The sequence below is a fragment of the Sphingomonas sp. SphC10 genome (assembly GCF_057004845.1).
On record NZ_CM168044.1, the window covers coordinates 333,243 to 352,379 of the forward strand.

Annotated in this window: 16 protein-coding genes and 1 tRNA gene; 7 read left to right on the forward strand and 10 right to left on the reverse strand. The window is 67.0% G+C overall.

The window, feature by feature from the left end; all coding sequences use genetic code 11:
* The first annotated feature begins 1 nt into the window (after position 1).
* Positions 2 to 727: a triose-phosphate isomerase gene (gene tpiA, locus ACWKSV_RS01390; protein WP_076718034.1), complete on the forward strand. Its 726-nt coding sequence runs from the start codon at positions 2 to 4 to the stop codon at positions 725 to 727.
* A gap of 81 nt (positions 728 to 808) precedes the next feature.
* Here tpiA and ACWKSV_RS01395 read toward each other — a convergent pair whose 3' ends face one another.
* Positions 809 to 1,990: a sensor histidine kinase gene (locus ACWKSV_RS01395; protein ID WP_076715604.1), complete on the reverse strand. Its 1,182-nt coding sequence runs from the start codon at positions 1,988 to 1,990 to the stop codon at positions 809 to 811.
* Positions 1,980 to 3,296, reverse strand: a complete 1,317-nt coding sequence (locus tag ACWKSV_RS01400; RefSeq protein WP_083706605.1) for a sigma-54-dependent transcriptional regulator — start codon at positions 3,294 to 3,296, stop codon at positions 1,980 to 1,982. The genes ACWKSV_RS01395 and ACWKSV_RS01400 overlap by 11 nt, the downstream gene beginning before the upstream one ends.
* Before the next feature lie 90 nt (positions 3,297 to 3,386).
* On the opposite strand from ACWKSV_RS01400, the gene ACWKSV_RS01405 reads away from it, so the two are divergent.
* The 5 genes from ACWKSV_RS01405 to ACWKSV_RS01425 are packed head-to-tail and all read left to right on the forward strand — an operon-like array spanning position 3,387 to position 9,802.
* Positions 3,387 to 4,619 (forward strand): efflux RND transporter periplasmic adaptor subunit, encoded by a 1,233-nt coding sequence (locus tag ACWKSV_RS01405; protein WP_191864819.1) that lies wholly within the window; start codon positions 3,387 to 3,389, stop codon positions 4,617 to 4,619.
* A 12-nt stretch (positions 4,620 to 4,631) separates the two neighbouring features.
* Positions 4,632 to 5,309: an ABC transporter ATP-binding protein gene (locus ACWKSV_RS01410; protein WP_056439707.1), complete on the forward strand. Its 678-nt coding sequence runs from the start codon at positions 4,632 to 4,634 to the stop codon at positions 5,307 to 5,309.
* A 12-nt stretch (positions 5,310 to 5,321) separates the two neighbouring features.
* Positions 5,322 to 6,080 carry a GIN domain-containing protein gene (locus ACWKSV_RS01415; RefSeq protein ID WP_076715607.1) on the forward strand — a complete coding sequence of 253 codons (759 nt, stop codon included), beginning with the start codon at positions 5,322 to 5,324 and terminating at the stop codon, positions 6,078 to 6,080.
* 25 nt (positions 6,081 to 6,105) lie between these two features.
* The gene (locus ACWKSV_RS01420; RefSeq protein WP_076715609.1) at positions 6,106 to 8,535 is read left to right on the forward strand and encodes an ABC transporter permease; all 2,430 of its coding nucleotides are present in this window, start codon (positions 6,106 to 6,108) and stop codon (positions 8,533 to 8,535) included.
* Between the two features lie 13 nt (positions 8,536 to 8,548).
* Complete coding sequence (locus ACWKSV_RS01425; RefSeq protein ID WP_261340777.1) at positions 8,549 to 9,802, forward strand: TolC family outer membrane protein; 1,254 nt, start codon at positions 8,549 to 8,551, stop codon at positions 9,800 to 9,802.
* Between the two features lie 219 nt (positions 9,803 to 10,021).
* Here ACWKSV_RS01425 and ACWKSV_RS01430 read toward each other — a convergent pair whose 3' ends face one another.
* The 7 genes from ACWKSV_RS01430 to ACWKSV_RS01460 form a co-directional block, all read right to left on the reverse strand.
* The gene (locus ACWKSV_RS01430) at positions 10,022 to 10,408 is read right to left on the reverse strand and encodes a response regulator (RefSeq protein WP_056439694.1); all 387 of its coding nucleotides are present in this window, start codon (positions 10,406 to 10,408) and stop codon (positions 10,022 to 10,024) included.
* On the reverse strand, positions 10,401 to 13,862 hold the full coding sequence (locus tag ACWKSV_RS01435) for a CheR family methyltransferase (protein WP_483666836.1): 3,462 nt from the start codon (positions 13,860 to 13,862) through the stop codon (positions 10,401 to 10,403). The genes ACWKSV_RS01430 and ACWKSV_RS01435 overlap by 8 nt, the downstream gene beginning before the upstream one ends.
* Positions 13,859 to 14,419: a PAS domain-containing protein gene (locus ACWKSV_RS01440; RefSeq protein WP_237243564.1), complete on the reverse strand. Its 561-nt coding sequence runs from the start codon at positions 14,417 to 14,419 to the stop codon at positions 13,859 to 13,861. The genes ACWKSV_RS01435 and ACWKSV_RS01440 overlap by 4 nt, the downstream gene beginning before the upstream one ends.
* A 132-nt stretch (positions 14,420 to 14,551) precedes the next feature.
* Positions 14,552 to 16,438, reverse strand: a complete 1,887-nt coding sequence (locus ACWKSV_RS01445) for a M61 family metallopeptidase (RefSeq protein ID WP_076715612.1) — start codon at positions 16,436 to 16,438, stop codon at positions 14,552 to 14,554.
* A 170-nt stretch (positions 16,439 to 16,608) separates the two neighbouring features.
* A tRNA-Cys gene (locus ACWKSV_RS01450) sits at positions 16,609 to 16,682 on the reverse strand.
* A gap of 367 nt (positions 16,683 to 17,049) precedes the next feature.
* Positions 17,050 to 17,910, reverse strand: coding sequence for a KilA-N domain-containing protein (locus ACWKSV_RS01455; protein WP_184106483.1), 861 nt, complete (start codon positions 17,908 to 17,910; stop codon positions 17,050 to 17,052).
* Positions 17,911 to 18,290: 380 nt separating this feature from the next.
* Complete coding sequence (locus ACWKSV_RS01460) at positions 18,291 to 18,563, reverse strand: hypothetical protein (protein ID WP_184106484.1); 273 nt, start codon at positions 18,561 to 18,563, stop codon at positions 18,291 to 18,293.
* 44 nt (positions 18,564 to 18,607) lie between these two features.
* On the opposite strand from ACWKSV_RS01460, the gene ACWKSV_RS01465 reads away from it, so the two are divergent.
* Positions 18,608 to 18,793 carry a hypothetical protein gene (locus tag ACWKSV_RS01465; RefSeq protein ID WP_184106485.1) on the forward strand — a complete coding sequence of 62 codons (186 nt, stop codon included), beginning with the start codon at positions 18,608 to 18,610 and terminating at the stop codon, positions 18,791 to 18,793.
* A gap of 7 nt (positions 18,794 to 18,800) precedes the next feature.
* On the opposite strand, the gene ACWKSV_RS01470 is transcribed toward ACWKSV_RS01465, so the two are convergent.
* Complete coding sequence (locus ACWKSV_RS01470; protein ID WP_380772950.1) at positions 18,801 to 19,136, reverse strand: hypothetical protein; 336 nt, start codon at positions 19,134 to 19,136, stop codon at positions 18,801 to 18,803.
* Position 19,137 lies beyond the last annotated feature (1 nt).

Below are 19,137 nucleotides of genomic sequence, written 5' to 3' on the forward strand. Positions count from 1 at the left end.
GATGGCGAAGCGGCCGCTGCTGGTCGGCAATTGGAAGATGCATGGCGATGGCGGCGACTTGGCCGTCATCGTCGCGATCGGGGAGGCGGCGCAGCGGCATCCGGCGGTCGATGTCGCGCTGTGCGTCCCTGCGACGCTGATCGACCGGGCGCGTGGCGTCTCTTGGGGCCTCGCCATCGGGGGGCAGGACTGCCATGCCGAGCCGAACGGCGCGCATACCGGCGACATTTCCGCCTCGATGCTGCGCGAGGCGGGCGCGTCGCTGGTCCTGCTGGGTCATAGCGAGCGGCGGCACGATCATCATGAGGACGATGCGCTGATCGCCGCCAAGCTGCGGGCGGCGCGGGCGGCGGGTCTGGAGGTCGTGCTATGCGTCGGCGAGACGGCGGAGGATCATGCCGCCGGTCGCTCGGCGCAGGTGGTTCGGGAGCAACTGGCCCGTTCGCTCGCCGGGATGAACGGGCAGGGGATCGCCATCGCTTATGAACCCGTCTGGGCAATCGGTGGCGACCGTACCCCCGATCCTGCGGAGGTCGCGGCGATGGCCGGGCTGATCCGCGACACGGCTTCTGGCATACGCGTCTTGTACGGCGGTTCGGTAACGCCCGATAACGGTGCGGCGTTGTTCGAGGAGGGCGGGATTGACGGCTTTCTGGTCGGTCGCCAGAGCTTGGATGCCGAGGCGTTTACGGCGATCCTGGAACTGATGGACGCGGCAACACGCTAAACTTCCTCCCCTGCACGGGGAGGGGGACCAGCAAAGCTGACGGAGGGGTGTCCCCCCGCTCGATAGCGGAACACCCCTCCGTCAGCGCTGCGCGCTGCCACCTCCGCTTGCAGGGGAGGAAAGTGGGTCGTGCGGCACCACCCATTCGAACGTCGTCACCGCCACAGGCAGCAGGCTCAACTCACCCCCATGTCCCTGCGCGATCCGGCGGGCCAGCGTCAGGCCGATGCCCGAACCCTCCGGCTTGGTGGTGTGGAAGGGACGGAAAATTCGCGCCCGCTCCGGCGCGGGGACGCCTTGCCCGCTATCAGACACGCGCATCACCAGCCGGTCCGCCTGCCTGATGACGGCAAGCGTCACCGCCGGGGTGACCGTCCCGGCCAGGGCGGCTTCGGCCGCATTGTGGAGCAGCGCCCATAGCCCTTGCGTCATCTGGTCGCGGTCGCACCAGCCGGTCGCGGCCTCGGGCATGTCGACCGACAGCGTTACCCGGTCGCCGAAGCGCTCGGTGAACAGGCGGGACAGATCGCCGACCAGTTCCCCCATATCCACCATGGCCCGCACCGGATCGGGCAGCCGGGCCAGCATCCGATACGCTCGTGTGAAGCGCTCCAGCCCTTCGATCCGGCGGGTCAGTGTCGCCAGGATTCCGGGCAGCCGCGCATCACCACGCTCTGCCGCCACCTGCGCGCTATCGGCCAGCGAGACGATCGGCGACAGGCCGTTGAGGAGTTCGTGGCCGAGAATATCGATCATCTCGTTATCGGCATGAGCCTCGGCCGCGCGGCGTTCGGCCTCGATATCCACCAGCATCACCAGCGCACGGCCGGTGCCCGCCACCCGCTCGATCCGCCAGCTCCTGCCTTCATGGCGCAGCTGCGTCTGCCCGGTGTCGAGCAGTGCGGGCGGGGTCGGGATGACCCGGTCGTCGGTGGCGAACAGGCGGCGGCTGGTACGGTTGATCGCCTGCGCCCGCCCGGCATCGACGCGGAGCAGCGGCAGCGGGATCTGGTCGAACAGCGCATCCAGCGGCGGGCCGTCCGGGGCCGGGCGGGTCATCTCATGATCGCGACGCCCGCTCCCCGCCCGCGCCGCCGTCCAGCAGCCGGCTCCGATCAGCCAGGCGATGCACAGCCCCGCACCCAGGATCGACCCCAGCATTCCCTGCTGCCATGCCAGCAGCATTGCTGCACCAAGGACGGTCAACGCCAGCCCGGACAGCCCCGCCGCGACCGCGCGTCGCCGCGACAGGTCAAAGCCCATGGCGCGCCATCCGCCGATACAGCGCCCCGCGACTGAGCCCCAGCGCCTGCGCCGCCTGGGTGACATTGTGGTGATGTTCGACCAGCGCCGCCTCGATCATCACGCGTTCGCTTTCGTCCAGATCGAAACTGCCGCGGGAAAGCGCCGGGGCCGCATTGGGGGCGACCGGTGGGGCTAGCAGCGCGGCTTCGATCACGCCCTGTTCGCCCAGCAACAGCGCCCGCTCGATCGCGGCGGCGAGGCCGCGTGCCTCGTCGGGCCAGTGCGCCGTCGCCAGCAACGCCTCGGCGGCGGGGGTGAAGCGGGGCGCGGGCAGGCCGTGCCGCTCGGCCGCGATCCGCGCGAAATGGCGGGCGAGCAGCGGCACATCGTCCTGTCGTTCGGCCAGCGAGGGTGCTGCGATCTCCACGGCCGCGATCCGCCGAGCCAGCGCGGGTGTGATCGCGCGGGGATCGTCGGCGATGGTGATATGGCGATCCCCCGACCGCAACCGGTCGAGCAGCCGGGCCTGTGTCACGTCGTCCAGCTTGTCGGGATGGCGGAGCAGCCAGCTCGTCCCCCTCTCGGCGCCGTCCAGCCGTGCCCAGGCCAGCGGATCGCGCACGTCGATCCGCTGCATCGGCCGCCCGGCCGCATGGGAGGCGGCATGGAGCGCGGCGGCGATCAGGCCGCGCCCCGCGCCCGATGGCCCGGTCACGACGACACCCGCCATGGTCGGGCCGACACGGCGGATCAGGTCGCGGACACGCGCGATGGCGGGGCTGTCGCCCAGCAGGCGGGCGGGTTCGGCGGCGCCTTCGGCTGCGACATGATCGCGCGGCGCGGCGCGGCGACGCGCAGCCAGTTCGATCTTGGCGATCAGCTCGGCATTGCGCCACGGCTTCATCACGAAGTCACGCGCGCCCGCCTGCATCGCCGTCACGGCCAGCCGGATGCCGCTATGCGCGGTGATGACGATGATGCACACACCCGGATCATCGGCGAGCAGCCGGTCGAGCATCGCCAGTCCCTCCGCCCCGTCCGTTCGCCCGGCGGCATAGTTGAGGTCGAGCAGGATCGCGTCGTAGCGGCGGGCCGCCAGAAGCGAAAAGCCATCCTCCGGCCCCTGCGCCACGTCCAGCCTATGCCCCGCCAGATCGATCGCGATGGCCAGCGATTCGGCGATACGCGGATTGTCGTCGATCAGGAGGATCGCCAGGGCAGTGGATGGCGGGCTTGACGCATCCCCAGACCGTCCATTTCCGGACGGTGCGTCCGGACACGAACGGTCGGATTCGGCCGGGATGGATGAAAATGGCGTATTCATAGGGGTTTAGGTTTTTCGCCCGTTCGGGGTGACACTCCATCCATGATGACCGAACAGCCCGTACACGCAAGCGCTTCACCGGGGGCGGGAATGGACCGCGTAATCGCGCGCAAGGCCGTGCCCTGGTGGCGTCGCCGCCCGGTGGTGATCGCCGTCTTGCTGGCGATCGGCGCGGTGCTGATCTGGCGGCTGCTGCCTGCCGCCGGATCGACCGATATCGCCGCCGCCAATATCGAAACGGGCGAGGTCACGCGCGCCGCATTCGACGATTATCTGCCCGTCCGTGCCACCGTCACGCCGCGCATCACCACTTTGGTCGGCGTGCTGTCGGGCGGGCAGGTGGAAAAGCTGCTGGCCCAGGATGGGCAGATGGTCAGCGCGGGACAGCCGCTGGCCACGCTCGCCAATCCGCAGCTGAAGCTCGACGTGCTGACCCGCGAAGCACAGATCGCCAGCCAGCTGGGCGGCGTGGCGAGCGAGGGGCTGGGGATCGAGCGTAACAAGCTCGACCGGGCCGGGCAGGTGGCGCAGGCCGAATATGACCTCATCAAGGCGCGGCGCGACCTGGGCATTCGCCGCCAGCTGCACGATCAGGGCTTTCTGTCGGACGCAGGCGTGAAGAGCTTCGAGGAGGAGGCCGCCTATCAGGAAAAGCGCCTTGCTCAGCTCAAGTCCGGCCGCGCCACCGAGGCGCGGATCACCGCCACCCAGTCCGCACGGCTGAACGACACGCAAGTAAGGCTGTCGGGCAATCTGGCGGCGGTACGCGCGGGGCTCGAGGCGCTGACCATCCGTGCGCCTGCCGGTGGGCGGCTGACCAACTTCACCATCCAGCCCGGCCAGACGCTGAAGCCCGGCGATCCGGCGGGGCAGGTCGATAGCGAGGGCTCGTGGAAGCTGGTCGCGCAGGTCGACGAATATTATCTCGGCCGCGTCGCGCCGGGCCAGACGGCGACCGGCTCGGACGGCGCCAGGCTGACCGTGTCCAAGGTGCTTCCGGCGGTGAAGGACGGGCGGTTCCAGGTCGAACTGACCTTCGACAAGGCACCGGCCGGGCTCAATCGCGGGCAGACGATCGACATCCGCATCACGCTGGGCGCGGCGAGCCGCGCGGTGGTGGCGCCGGTCGGCGGCTGGCTGGAGGCGGGAGGGGCTTCCGCCTTCGTGCTCGATCCCGACGGCGCCCATGCCCGCCGCCGCGCCGTCCGCATCGGCCGCCGCAATCCCGAACAGGTGGAGATCCTCTCCGGCCTCAATCCCGGCGAGCGCATCGTCATCAGCAACACCGCGTCCGTGAAGGGCGACATCCTGAACATCCGATAAGGGGGAAGATCGATGATCCGACTGGAAGGCATTCAGCGCCGCTACGTCTCCGACGAGGTGGAGACGACCGCGCTGCACGATATCGACCTGCATGTCGCGGCGGGCGAGTTCCTGGCCATCATGGGGCCGTCGGGCTGCGGCAAGTCGACGCTGCTCAACACGCTGGGCACGGTCGATCGGCCGACAGGTGGGCGCTACATGTTCGGCGACCGCGACCTGGCGGCGATGGATGAGAAGCAGCTGGCCAGGTTCCGCGCCGAGACTTTGGGCTTCGTCTTCCAGAGCTTCAACCTGATCGACGAGCTGACCATCGAGGAGAATGTCGCGCTCGGCCTCGCTTATCGCGGCGACGTGGGGGACCGCCGGGGGCGGGTGGCCGCCGCGATGGACAAGGTCGGCATCGCCCACCGCGCGCGCCATTTCCCGCATCAGCTGTCGGGCGGCCAGCAGCAGCGCGCCGCCATCGCGCGCGCCATCGTCGGCGATCCCAAGCTGATCCTGGCCGACGAGCCGACCGGCAATCTCGACACCGCCAATGGCGAGCAGGTGATGAACATCCTGACCGGGCTGAACGATGCGGGCGCGACCATCGTGATGGTGACCCACTCGCCCAGCCATGCCGACCTCGCCAAGCGCCGCATCGACATGCTCGACGGCCGCATCGTCGCCAGCGCCATGCGCGCGATCTGAAAGGACATTCCGATGAAGAAGATGATCCCAGCCATCGCCCTGTTCTCGCTCGCCGCCGCTGCCGCGCCCGCACAGGAAAGCGTGCAGACGACGCGCGGCTACGACCTTCGCGGCTTCGACCGGATCGATGTCGGCGGGTGCGATATCGTGACCGTCTCGCTGGGCTCCGGCTATGCCGTGTCGGCGAGGGGGCGGGCGGCCAATATCGACACGCTGCGCATCGACATCAGCGGCGGCGCACTGCGCATCCGCCGCAAGGGCAATAGCTGCAACGGCCATGATCGCCGCGTCGCGATCGCCGTCACGCTGCCCGCGATCAGGGCGGTCAAGCTCAGCGGCGCGGTGGAAATGAACCTGCCCGCCCTCGAGACACCGGCTTTCGCGGCGGATACCAGCGGCGCCAGCTTGCTTCGGCTGTCGGCGCTGCACAGCGGCGTGGCGAGTTTCGGCCTGTCGGGGGCGAGCGAGGTGACGGTACGGAGCCTGCGCACCGAACGTGCGAAGCTGACCACGTCGGGGGCGAGCGTCCTTCGCGCGGACGGCAATGCGCGGCAACTGACCATCGACAGCAGCGGCGCCAGCGCGGTGAATGGACGCGCCCTGTCCGCACCCCAGGTCACGATCGGTGCCAGCGGCACGGCCCATGTGCGCGCCGGGGCCGCCGAACAGGCGAATGTGAGCGCCAGCGGGATGGCGAATGTCAGCGTCGAGGGAAATCCCCGCTGCACCGTCGCCAAAAGCGGGCTTGCCCGCATCGCCTGCGGTCGATGACCGTCTTGTCCGGGGGCATGCAACCATGAACCGCTTCGCGCTTCTGTCGCTCTATCGCTCGCTTGTGCGCCACAAGCTCTATGCCGCGCTCAATATAGGTGGCCTGGCGGTCGGCATCGGCGTCTTCCTAGTGCTCAGCCTCTATGTCCGGTTCGAGACGGGGTATGAGAAATGGCTGCCGGGATATGATAAGATCTACGTCGCCCAGTCGGTCTGGAACATGCCGGAAAGCCCCTTCAACGGTGCCAGCAACTGGACGATGGGCGGCCTACTCGAACAACTGCGCGACGACTTTCCCGGCGTCCAGGGCACGCGAATTCGCGGCGCGGGTGGCAGTGTCATCAAGGGACAGGTCGCAACGGCCGAGAATATCGTCCAAGTCGATGCCAATTTCTTCGGCATCATCGGCCTGCCCCTGGTCAGCGGCAGCAGCGACGGCCTGAACACCCCGACCAACGCGTTTCTGAACGAAACGACCGCGCGTAAATATTTTGGATCGTCCAACCCGGTCGGCCAGACGATCAAGCTGGCGACCGACGATATCGGCACGTATCGGGTCGCGGGTGTCTTCAAGGATCTGCCCAAGAATACCGAGATCAACGAATTCGCGATCCTACTGCCGCTTCCCCGCACGCCGCCGGCTTCGAGCAAGAAATGGTGGTATCATTGGGGCAGCTCATCGCTGCAGACTTTCCTGAAATTCGACACGCCCGAGGCGGCGCGGGCGTTTGTCGCCAAGATGCCGTCTTTCGTCGATCGCCGCGCGCTGACCGACATGGGCAAGGATGCGTCCAAGTCGCTGGGCATCACTGTCATGCCTATCACCAGGATGCATCTGGAACCGCAAGGTAAGGAAAGTGCCAGCCGCAAGCTGACCATGGTGACGCTGGGTCTGGTGGGTATCCTGACGCTGATCATCGCCATCGTGAACTATGTGAATCTCGCGACTGCGCGGTCGGGCCTGCGGGCCCGAGAAGTGGCGATGCGCAAGGTGCTTGGGGCCAGTCGATCGGCCTTGGTTTCGCAATTTCTTGGCGAAGCGATCCTAACCGTCGCGATCGCTGCGTTGGGGGGATTGATACTGGCCGAGCTTGGCCTCCCGATGATCAACGCGGCGGGAGGACTGGACCTCACCATTCCCTATATCGTCATCCTTCCGGCGTTGGCGGTGCTGACCGTGATGGTCGGCTTGCTCGCGGGCGCCTATCCTGCGGTTCTCCTGTCGCGTTTCCCGGCTGCGAGCGTCCTGGCCTCGGCTCGGGCACCGGGTGGCGGCCGTGCGGGGGCCCGTATCCGTGAGGCGCTGGTCATCTTTCAGTTCGGTTTAGCGATCGCGTTCATGATCGGGACGCTGATTCTGGTCGCGCAAACCCGACATCTTCGTTCGACCGATCTGGGTTTTCGCCGTGATGGATTGCTGACCGTCACGTCGATCAGCGACTCCCTCGTCGATGCACCACGTCGTCGCGCCGTGATGGAGGCCATGCGACGGCTTCCGAAAGTGTCGTCCGTCGCCATGGCCGATAGCGGCGTGGGCGGCGGCGGAGACAACAATGCCGACAATGTTCCCCTGCCCGGCGTGCCGGGGGAGGGCCCGTCGCTTCGCCGGATCGAGGTGGGGCCGGGCTTCTTCAAGGTTTATGGGACCCGGTTGTTGGCGGGACGCTTCTTCGACGACGCGCATCGTGGCGATGACTCTCAGACTGTTGAGAAGGGTCAGCCCAGGGCGATCATCATCAATCGTCAGGCGCTTCCGACCCTGCGCTTCCGCACCGCACAGGAAGCCGTGGGCAAGACGGTGGGTGGGGACCGACCGCGCACGATCATCGGCGTGATCGACGATATGCGTTTCTTCTCGCCGCGCGTACCTAATGACGCGACCTATTATGTGTATGACGCCAAGCCGGAAAATTCGATAGCCGGTGCGGTGGCTTCGATCCGCTTCCAGGGCGATCCCCGCGCGATGATGGCGGCGGTACGGAATTTGTGGCAGCAGATGGTGCCCAACGTCCCCTTCAACGGAAAGACCGCCGACACCAAGCTGGAGGAGTTTTACGAAGCCGACGACCGCGCGACTCGTCTCTTCGGCATCGGTGCGGGGCTCGCGGTCCTGATCGGCTGCGTCGGGCTCTGGGGCCTGGCCTCGTTCAATACGCAGCGGCGGGTGAAGGAGATCGGTATCCGCAAGACGCTGGGCGCGTCGGCCACCGATATCGTCAAGCTGCTGGTCGGGCAGTTCCTGCGCCCAGTCCTGATCGCCAACTTGGTGGCCTGGCCGCTGGCCTATGTCGCGATGCGGACGTGGCTGGCGGGGTTCGACGACCGCGTGTCCCTGTCGCCGCTCTATTTCGTGGCCGCCACGGCGCTGGCGCTGACCATCGCGGTGCTGACCGTGCTGGGCCAGTCGCTCAAGGCCAGCCGCGCCGCACCCGCCTGGGCATTGCGCCATGACTAGGCGGTGGTGGCTGATGGGGGTGGCTCTGGTCGCCGCCGCTCCCGTCTCGGCCGAGACGCTGCGGGAGGCGATGGCGGCGGCGTGGGAGGGCAATCCCGAACTTGCCGCCGCACGCGCCCGGCAGGATGCGCTGGCGGAAACCCCCAATCAGGCCCGCGCCGCCGGGCGGCTGACGGCGGGGGCGACGGGCAATGCGGGGTACGACCGGCTGGGCTATGACGGCACCGGCACGCGGACGGGGGCGACCTCGGCGCTGGGGGGCGTCAACGCGAGCCTGCCGATCTGGACCGGCGGGCGGGTGTCCTCGGCAGTACGGGCGGCGAAGGGCGATGTTGCGGCGGGGGGCGAAGCCTTACGCGATGTCGAGGCCGATGTGCTGGAGCGGGTGGTCGGCGCCTATGCCGATCTGCTCTATACCCAGCAGGCGGTCGAGGTCGCGCGGGTCGGGATCGAGCGGCTCGACAGCCAGGTGGCCGAGGCCAAGTCCCGCTACGGCCTGGGGCAGGCGACGCGGACCGACGTCGCGCAACTGGAGGCGCAGCGGGCCAGCGTCGTCTCCAATCTGGTCGATGCCGAGGGCGCGGCAGCAACGGCGGCGGCGGCGTACCGCGCGATCGTGGGGCGTGACGCAGGGATACTGGACGCGACGATCGCGACCCCCGCCGCCCTGCCGCGCACACTGACCGATGCACGCGCGGCGGCGGAGGCGGGCAACCCGCTGCTTCTCGCCCAGCAGCGCCGGGTGGATGCCGCCACCGCGCGGATCGATCAGGCGCGCGCGGATGGCGCTCCGGCGGTCGATCTGGCCGGGGGCTATGGGCGCGGCGTGCAATGGGCGGGAGGGCGGACGAACGGCTTCGACAGTGCCGCCAATGCCGGGCTGGCGCTGCGTATTCCGTTGCTGACCGGCGGCCTCGTTTCCTCGCGCGTGCGGCAGGCGGAGGCGGTGCGGCGGGCGGAGCGCTTCGATGCGGATGCCGTGGCGCGGGGCGTGGTGCGGGCGGCCGACTCGGCCTGGGCCTCGCTCACCGCCGCGCAAGGAAGGCTGACCGCGAGTGCGGAGGGGCTGAAGGCGGCCGATCTGGCGCTGAAGGGCGTGCGGGCCGAATATGGCTTCGGCCTGCGCTCGACGATCGACATATTGGTGGCCGACCAGAGCTATCGCGCGGCGCAGCTGGCGGTGGCCCGGGCGCAGGTCGATGTGTTGACGGCGCAGGCGGCGCTTTTGCGCGCGACGGGGCGGATGGGGCGGGGGGCGTTTGATTGAGGGGGTTGGTCTCGGTGAGACCCCTTTCCCTCCCCCGACCCCTCCCGCTTGCGGGAGGGGAGAGGTGGTTTGGCGAAGGTAGGATGAAAATTACTCCCCTCCCGCAAGCGAGTTTCAGGTCGGTCATGCCCCCGGCATGACCTAAACGATGCAGGGCATCGTTTACCTGAAACTGGGTCGGGGGAGGGCAGGGTGTCTCACCGAGCCTGACGCCCCCATCTAACCCGCCGCCCGGTCCCCTTCGGCCGGTCCCGACACCGCCATCGACAGGGTCCGCCGGAGCAGGGACGGCGAACACGGCTTGCCGCACACCGCCGCGCCCGGATAGCGCGATTGCAGCGCATGTTCGTCGGCATGGCCCGAATGGAAGATCAGCGGCACGCCCGCCTCGTGCAGCCGCTCGGCCGCCGGGAAGACTTCGCCGTCGCGCAGGCGGACGTCCAGGATCGCGCAGGCCAGTTCGGGCTTGTCGCCGTCCAGATGCGCCAGCACGTCTTCGACGCTGACATAGGGGCCGTCCACCTGATAGCCGCCATCCTCGATGATGGACTGGAGATCCAGCGCGACGAAGAACTCGTCCTCGACCAGCAAAATGGTTTTAGTCATGCGAGAGCACCGTCTCCGGCAAGGTGAGGCTGAGGAGGAAACGCCCATCGAGGCTTTTGCGCTCCAGCTCCGCCCCCAATTGGCGTGAAGAAGTCTGGACGAGCACTGTGCCGAAGCCCTTGGCATTGCTATCGTCGGGCAACTGGCCGCCGGTCTCGGACCAGTCGAGCCGCAACTTGCCGTCCGCCAGCGTCCAGCCGACCGACAATTCGCCCGAAGGTTGGGCCAGCGCGCCGTACTTGACGGAGTTGGTCGCCCATTCGTGCAGGATCAGCGCCAGCGGTGACAGGCAGCGGCGGTCGACCAGCAGCGGCGGTCCGTCGATGGTGATGGTCGACTGGCCGCGATAGGGGGCGATCGTCGCGTCGACCAGCGCAGCCAACGGGATCGCCTGCTGCTCGCCCGCGGGCGAGGCGAGCGAATGGGCGCGGCCCAGGGTGGCGATCCGCTCGCGCACATCGTCGGCCATCTCGGTCACGTCGTCATGCGAGCGCGACGCCGCCGAGACGATGCCGGAGATGATCGCGAACAGGTTCTTCACCCGGTGGTTCATCTCGCGCAGCATCAGCTCGCGCGTCTCGGCGATGGCATATTCGGCGGTGACGTCGATCGACACGCCGACCATCCGGTGCGGTGCCGAGGCGGTCACGACCCGGCCGAAGCCCTTGATCCAGCGTTCCTTGCCGTTCAGGTCGAGCCGGAACGTCATCTCGAAATCGCCGCGCCCGGCCATCGCCTCGGCCAGCGCCAGCTCGACGCCGGGCCGGTCCTCGGGGACGATCCGGTCGAAGACCTGATGCACCTGGTCCGCGCTGTCCTGGGGGTCGAAGCCGAACAGGTGGCGGCCGGTTTCGTCCAGGAAGATCTCGCCGGTGCCGCCGCGATATTCCCATACGCCGATGCCGCCTGCCTTGATCGCCAGGTCCAGCCGCTCGCGCTCGGCGGCCAGCTCGCGCTCCAGGCTCAGCGCGTCGGTGATGTCGGTCAGGACCAACGTCGCGCCGTCGATCCCGTCACCCTGTGTACGATAGGGCAGAACGCGCAGCGACAGGGTGCGCCCGCCGTCGCGCGTCGTCACCCGCTGCTGCATCGAGGCGCCGCCGCCCGCGACCTGCGCCGCGCCGTCGAGATAGTCGGTGGTCGCCAGCCGGGTCGAGACATCGGCCAGCAACCGCCCCCGGTCGCTGGGCTGCAACGGGAAGATGGCCCGTGCCGCCTCGGTATAGCTGCGGATGCGCAAGTTGCGGTCGAGCACGACCACCGCGAGATCGGTCGATTCGAAGAAATTGCGCAGGTCGGAATTGGCGACGGTCAGCTGGTCGACCTTGGTCTTCAGCTCGTCATTGACGGTCGACAATTCCTCGTTGGTCGATTGAAGCTCCTCGTTCATCGACATCATTTCTTCGTTGGAGCTTTTCAGCTCCTCATTCGCCGTCTCCAGCTCCTCGACCGTCGAGCGCAGCCGGTGGCGGGTCAGGCGCAGTTCGTCCTCCAGCGCCTCGATATGGTCGTCGCCCGGCTCCAAATCGGCGAGGTCGCTCGCCTCGACCGGGCTGAACGGCGCGGAGTCGCGGAACAAGAACAGCAGCGATCCGTCGGTCAAAGGATCGCAGATCACCTCGACCTTCTGCACGCCGAACTCGGTCGTCACCGCCACGTCGGGCGCCGCGATCCGCTTGCGCGCGTCGCGGGCCTGGCGGAGCATCGGGCCGATCACCTCGCGCAGGCCGGGGCGGGCGAGCGTGATCGCGCTCGATCCGCCCGCACGGGTCACGGGGAAGTTGAAATAGCGGCTCAGCCGACCGAACGCGGCCAGGATGCCGCCGTCCTGGTCCACCACCATGCTGGGCGGCGAATAGCGGTCGACGATGCGGCGCATCGCCGTGCTCTCGTCGCCGCTGGGCGTACCCCCGTCGCGCTCGCCCCGCTCGCCGCGCCGACGCGGGCTGCGGCTCATGCCGCCGGGCAGGTCGATGGGGTAGGAGGGGGAGCCGGGCGACCACTCGAACAGCCGGGCATGGCCGTCGATCGCGGGGAACAGGTGATCGAACCGCCCGACGCTTTCGGACGGCCCCAGGAAGAGACAGCCGCCGGGCCGCAGCGCATAATGGAGCAGCGGCAGCACCGATTGCTGCAACCGATCGTCGAAATAGATCAGCAGGTTGCGGCACGACACCAGGTCGATCCGCGAGAAGGGCGGATCCTTGACCAGGCTGTGGTTGGAAAAGCGGATCATGTCGCGGATCGGCGCGGCGATGCTGAATCGCTCGGCGTGCGGCATGGTATAGCGTTCGCGCAAATGGGCCGGAATGTCGGCCATGGCGGAGGCGGGATAGCTGCCCTCGCGCGCGATCTGGAGCATCTGTTCGTCGATGTCGGTCGCGAAGATCTGCACCGCCAGCGGCTGTCCGGTTTCGCGTGCGGCCTCGGCGAACAGCATCGCGATGCTGTACGCTTCCTCGCCGCTGGAGCAGCCGGGGATCCAGACACGGATGTCCTCGTCCGGATCGCGCCCGCGCGTCAGCGGCTCGACCGCCTTGGTGCGCAGCGTCTCGAACAGTTCGGCATCGCGGAAGAAACGGGTGACGTTGATCAGCAGGTCGCGGAACAGAGCCTCGCACTCGTCCGCATCGCTCTTGACCCGCGCCAGATAGGCCGAGCCGGTGCCGATGCCGAGCACGTGCATCCGCCGCTCGACCCGGCGGACCAGCGTCGTACGCTTATAGCCCGAAAAGTCATGGCCGACCGCGTTGCGCAGCACCCGGCACATATCGTCGATATGGTCGGCGACGACCTCGGCTTCCTGCTCCTTGGGATCGCCGGAGCGGCGCGCGAAGAAGGCATGGAGGCAGTCGAGGATCTCGCCGGGATGCTTGACGAAATCGACGAGCCCGGTGCCGACCGCCGACAGGGGCATCCCGTCATAACGGGCGCTTTCCGGCTTCTGGACGACGCTGACCCCGCCATTTTCCTTGATCGCGCGCAGCCCCGTGGTGCCGTCCGCGCCGGTGCCCGACAGGATGACGCAGGCGGCATTGGCCTGCTGGTCGCTGGCCAGCGACAGGAAGAAGTCGTCGATCGGGCGACGCAGCCCCCGCGGCTGGACGAAGTCGGTCAGCTCCAGCACGCCGCCGCGAATGGCCAGGCCCCGGCCGGGCGGAATGATATAGACGCGGTCGGCCTCGATCCGCTCCAGCCCCTCGCACTGGCGCACTTCCAGATTGGTATGCCGGTCGAGCAACTGGGCCAGCATGGATTCGTGATTGGGGTCGAGATGCTGGACGACGACGAACGCCATGCCGGTCGGCGCGCGCGCCGGGGTCAGCATCTCGCGCAGGGCCTCCAGCCCGCCCGCCGACGCGCCGATGCCGACCACGGGCACCGGGGCGATCCCGTCTTTCGCGGTGCTATCCTGATGGGGGGCGGTCTGCGGAGCCTCTGCGTCCGCGCTCACGGAAAGGCGGCCCGGTCGAGGTCCGACAAGGTGAGCTTGGCCTGGGCGATGGTGGCGGCGGTGTTGGCGATCGCGGTCAGCGATCCCTCCAGTACGATGCCGCTTTCCGCCAGGATCGGGGTCAGCTTGCCCAGGGTGCGGCCCAGTTCCGCGTCATAGGCGGCCAGTCGTTCGGGCTGGGAGCGGCTGACGTCGAATTGCGACGCGAAGATATAGGGCATCTCACCGCCCAATTGGCGCAGCTTCGACATGTAGAGCAGATTGACGAAGGGCGAGCCGTCCTTACGGAAATTGATCAGCATGGTGCGGACGTTCACCTGACGATCATTGGCCAGGAATTCGCGGATACGCTCGCGCGCCTCTTCATTGTCGGCATCGCGCTGAAGCATCCGGCAATTCTGCCCGACGACATCTTCGCTGGTATAGCCGGTCAGTTCGCGAAAGCCGTGATTGATGAAAATCAGCGGATTGTCATCGCGCGCATCGGCCAAAGCCAAAGCGATGGGGGACTGGTCCAGATAAGCGGCCAGATGACTCGGAATTTCTGTATCGTGCACGAAATCTGGCTCCATGACGCGCATTCGCATGGCGTCCTCCCCTCCGCAAGTGCCGTAACCTCCGGCGCCCCCCGAAATCTTCACATGGATAAACCCTTTAGGGCGCCGTGGCGTTCCCGTCTCGCCTCAGAATCATTGCGAGGGCGGAACAGGTGAGAGGGGCGTCGGGACGGGACGCGGCCCCAGCCAGGACTGGCGGAAGCGCGTCTGCTCCGGCGTCAGCGGCTGGCCGATCTTTTCGTTCGGGACCACTTCGATGGTAGGATCGGCGGCCAGCGTCAGGGTGGCGCTGCGCTCGCCGCCGCGCTGGCGATAGACGATGGGCAGGCGGTCGCCGGGCGCATGACGTGCCAGCATCGCGGTCCAGGCCTGCTGGTCGGCCAGCGGGCGGCCATCGACGCTGACGATCCGGTCGCCCTTGTCGAGCCCCGCCTCATAGAGCGGTGTGCCTGGTAGGGTCGGCACAGTCAGCGCCATACCGCCGTCGAGCGGACCCGGCATCCCGCCAGCCCAGGCCGCATTCGGGTTCGCCTTGCGTAGGGTCAGCCCGGCCTGGGCGAGCAGCGGCGCGAAATCGGGCAGGCCGCTGGCGGTGATGCTGCGTGCGAAGAAGCGGTCGGCAAAAGCCTGATCGCCCGTCACCTGCCCCAGCGCGATGCGCAGATCGTCGGGGCGATAGCTGCGCTCGGGTTTGCCGAAGCTGCGCCAGAGCTGGCGCATGTAATCGTCCAGCGTCAGCTGCGGGAAACGCTGCCGCAACTCCATGTCCAGCGCCAACGCGATGACCGCGCCATAGGGATAATAGGAGAAGAAGATGTTCGGGTTGGTCGGGTCGATCGACTGCGCCGCATCGACGAAGGGCGCGCGCAGGCTCATTTCCTGCGGTCCGCCATAGCGCCGCGCCGGGGAATTGATGAGCGCGTTCAGCGTGCCCGACAGCTGGGCGACATAATCCTCGACCGGCAGCTCGCCCGCGCGGACCACCGCGAGCGGTCCGTAATATTGGGTGAAGCCCTCGGCCAGCCAAAGCGAGGGCGTGGCATTGGCGCGGGTGAAATCGAACGGCTCCAGCTCGGCCGGGCGGATCCGCTCGACATTCCAGCTGTGGAAGAATTCGTGGCTGAGCGTCTGGATCTGCGAGAATTTGCCCGCCGCCAGCGAGCGCGCCTGGCTGATCACCGTCGAGTTGCGATGCTCCATGCCGTCGCCGCTGATCTGCGGCATGTAATCGGCCAGGAAAGTATAGGTGCCGTAATCATAGGCGGGCGTCTCGCCGAAGATCGCGATCTGCTGTGCAGTGACCTTCTGCGCCATCGCGGCAAAACGGTCGAGATCGGCGGCACTGCCGTCATGATGGACGGTCAGGCGGATCGTGTAGGTCTTCGCCCCGTTCGCGACGGTCCAGTGGCGCTCGTCCCAAGCCGACAGCTCGACGGGGCTGTCCATGAAATATTGCAGGTCGCGCGCGGTGAAGACGGTCGGGTCGTTCGTCGGGGCGAGCTGCGTGGCGATCTTCCACCCGGCTTGCGGGTGGAAGCGGACACGGATCGGCCGTGCGTCCTGCCCGACCGCCCACAGGAAGGTCGCGGGGATGTTCAGCCGGGCATGGGTCGGGTCGATCTGCGCATAGGTGCCGTCGCCACGGTCACCGAACAGCGTATAGCGCACCGTCACCGTGCCGTCATGGCCGCCCACGGTCCAACCGTAAGGATCGGTCCGCTCGACGGTCAGCGGCTTGCCCGCGCCGTCGACGGCGGACACCGAATAGACGTTCTTGGCGAACTCGTGCAGCGCATAGCGGCCGGGCGAGGAGCGGGCCATCTGGAAGCGGATGGGTTTGGAGGGCAGCCCGCGATAGGTGACGCTGACCTGCGCCTCATGATGCTGGGCGCGGGGGAAGGCGATGTCATATTCGACCGGCGTTTGGGCAGCCTGACGCTTGGGAGTGGTCTGCGCCGCGACCGGCTGCATCGCCGTGGTGACCAGCGCTACCGCCGCCGTCATCGCCAGAAACCGCATGATATTCCCCTTCGCGCCAACAAGGACGCGACTTAGGCATGGCGCCGGGGCCGGGTCCACCGCTTTTCAGGGGGAGAGGGTGATCCGACGTGAGACGACCGAATCGCCGCACGGCACAGGTGCGGCCCGCCCCGCAGGGCCAGCCAAATCATCCGAATGTCAGGAAAATCTGGAGGCGCGACCGGGAATCGAACCCGGGTGCAAGGATTTGCAGTCCTCTGCGTCACCACTCCGCCATCGCGCCTCGATGCGTGGGAGCGGCGCATTTCTGCGGTTTTCGTCGCGGTGTCAACAGAGAGTACGCAGTCGATTTGAAAAAGTACGCACTGTTCCTGATTCGGTCTCATGCCCGCGGGGTCCTAGCTCGGTAGGGTCAGACATGCGACGAGACCGCCGATCTGACCCGCTTCCCATGCCCATGCGCCCACGTGATGGGCCTCCGCCCAGCCGATGGGAGCGGGTAGGGGTGTGGCTGGAATTCGGGGGGTTCACCGTGCTGGCAGTTTCCGGCATGGCAGCCGCCGCCTGGGGCGCAGTCGGCTACGTGATGGGCGTCATCTGAAGGAGGCAAATCAGAGAGGCGCGGGCCGAAGCTCGACCCGCGCCCTTCTTCAGCGGCCGATCATAAGGTTCGCCCTACCGGCGTCTCGCTGCGCAAGGGCGGCCAGAGCGTTGTTAGCGATGGGGGCGGCTAGTTTGCCCTGCGCTACTTGGTCCCTTAGGTACGCGGGCATCTTGAGGGGAACATAGACTTCTCGCATCCATTTGCGGAAAGCGGGAAGTGCATCCTCAGGATAGCACTTTGCTGGTTGCGGGTTGGACATCGCCTGAGGGAAATAGGGCGGGTAATTGTGCGGAAAGGATGCGCGCGGACCATACTTTATGTCCAACCGCGTCTTTGTCCAATGGGTGCCCCAATGCCAGCCGACACTGATGTCGAGAAGCATACGGGTGCCCGGATCCGCCCCGTTCGATATCAGCGACGCAATCAGATCCGCGATCTCTCGGAAAACGCAGAAGTACCCCAGGGGTACGCTGTCATAGACGAGTGACACCCGGTCCTGGAATTGCGCCCATGGCCGGTCGGAAGGGCGCTTCCCCGACATCCATTCGTAGACCCATTCCGTCACCTTGACGGCAAATTCTGGCGACAGCCACTGCGCCAAATGAATGGCGACCTGCGGGTGGACCCAGGTTCCCCGTGCGTCATTAGCGCCGACGGTGATTGATTGGACGATGGGGTCCCTCGGAATTCCGAGGGACCCCTCTAGCGCCCCCAGGAATGCCTTTGTCGACGCGTTTGCAGCGTAGTGCGACCACTCCTTTGCGGCCGCCTTACACATGGCCGTTGCGTTGATGTAACCATCGTCGGCGCGCTGCTGGACAAGGGCCCCCTGATAGGTGTGGGGGACGAGTTCGTATTGGGTGGTCATGTTGCAACCTTCGGTGTGACCGAAAGGTTCGTTGACCATGGGGTGGCAGCGGCGTAAGCTCCACCCATCCCATCAACGACGCCTTTCGGGGCTTATGTTGCCGAAGCCGCACCGCCTGTCTGGAAAACTGAGGTGCGGCTTCGGGGAAATGCGGCCAAATGGCCAGTACTTTCACAGCGATAGTGGAAAATCCCAAAAGGCACCGCAAGGGTTCTAAAGCACGGGGAGGGGGTAGGTTGCGACGAATTGCAGCTTACATTTGCCACGTAATCGGTGAGACGCGTGGATGTCTGCGAGGTCTACGAAGCGCAAGCCCCTAAAAATAAATTTTGTTATCCCGAAGGACTATTGGCGTGTCGCCAACTTTGGGATGATCCGCAGAAAGAGATGCTTTGCCATCTGCGCCATCGTTATTTGCGTTAATCAAGGTCGCTCCACACGCCAGTTCGGCGCAGCTGGCGCACGATCCCGTTGAACGCCGCCGTCACGCCCTGGGCGCGCCCGATCTCATTCGACTGCCCGGCCGATTCCCAGAACGTCGTCAGCGGCCAGCGCTCGGGGCAGTGGGGGAGCAGGCAGCGGAGGGCGAGGCGGACCGGGATCGTGTCGCACCGACGCTCGCCGCTATCAGTCATCGCCTGGCGCAGGATCTGGACGGATAGCTCGACGACGATTCGATGGTGGCGGCGCATTATGTTATGGAACGTAACGAGAACAAATATTCAAGAGATTCGCCATGGCCCGCTGCCGCCTCTGCACCAGCAACGACGATCAGGCGCTGATCGAATATCTCGCCGAGAAGCTGTGGGACAGCCGCATGGGCGAGTTCGAGATCTCGACGCCGTGGAGCGAGGCGGGAGCGTTCTGGCAAGCCAAGTTCCGGGAAATGGCAGTGTCGGCCCGGCTGGCCCTCATGGGGTGACCGGGCGTTAAACGCTGGGCGCTTGCTCCAACACATATCCCCACCCGCGCTCGGTGGAGATGGTCACCTCGCCGCCCAGGCTGCGCAGCCAGCGCCGCAGTCGGCATATCCGCACCTTGGCCACATCGGTCTCAGCATCCTCTCCTACCGTCAGCATGGCGAGGGTGAGATGCGAGGCCCGTCCGCGCCGGACGAGGTGGTAAAGTGTCTCCACCTCGCCGGGCGGCCGGTGGTACCGGATGCCCTTCCAATAGACTGCCCCCGGATCGCGCTGGACGATCAAGCCGAACCGCTCCACGCGATCGGGCTGATCGGCTCCGCAATGGGGGCAGTGGCTATCCACC

Bases quoted from the DNA above. Each gene is read 5' to 3' on its own strand.
- ACWKSV_RS01460 (WP_184106484.1), bottom strand. From the start codon at position 18,563: ATGCGCCGCCACCATCGAATCGTCGTCGAGCTATCCGTCCAGATCCTG.
- ACWKSV_RS01415 (WP_076715607.1), top strand. From the start codon at position 5,322: ATGAAGAAGATGATCCCAGCCATCGCCCTGTTCTCGCTCGCCGCCGCT.
- ACWKSV_RS01420 (WP_076715609.1), top strand. From the start codon at position 6,106: ATGAACCGCTTCGCGCTTCTGTCGCTCTATCGCTCGCTTGTGCGCCAC.
- ACWKSV_RS01405 (WP_191864819.1), top strand. From the start codon at position 3,387: ATGGACCGCGTAATCGCGCGCAAGGCCGTGCCCTGGTGGCGTCGCCGC.
- ACWKSV_RS01400 (WP_083706605.1), bottom strand. From the start codon at position 3,296: ATGAATACGCCATTTTCATCCATCCCGGCCGAATCCGACCGTTCGTGT.
- ACWKSV_RS01445 (WP_076715612.1), bottom strand. From the start codon at position 16,438: ATGCGGTTTCTGGCGATGACGGCGGCGGTAGCGCTGGTCACCACGGCG.
- ACWKSV_RS01395 (WP_076715604.1), bottom strand. From the start codon at position 1,990: ATGGGCTTTGACCTGTCGCGGCGACGCGCGGTCGCGGCGGGGCTGTCC.
- ACWKSV_RS01465 (WP_184106485.1), top strand. From the start codon at position 18,608: ATGGCCCGCTGCCGCCTCTGCACCAGCAACGACGATCAGGCGCTGATC.
- ACWKSV_RS01455 (WP_184106483.1), bottom strand. From the start codon at position 17,910: ATGGTCAACGAACCTTTCGGTCACACCGAAGGTTGCAACATGACCACC.
- ACWKSV_RS01425 (WP_261340777.1), top strand. From the start codon at position 8,549: ATGGGGGTGGCTCTGGTCGCCGCCGCTCCCGTCTCGGCCGAGACGCTG.
- ACWKSV_RS01430 (WP_056439694.1), bottom strand. From the start codon at position 10,408: ATGACTAAAACCATTTTGCTGGTCGAGGACGAGTTCTTCGTCGCGCTG.
- tpiA (WP_076718034.1), top strand. From the start codon at position 2: ATGGCGAAGCGGCCGCTGCTGGTCGGCAATTGGAAGATGCATGGCGAT.
- ACWKSV_RS01410 (WP_056439707.1), top strand. From the start codon at position 4,632: ATGATCCGACTGGAAGGCATTCAGCGCCGCTACGTCTCCGACGAGGTG.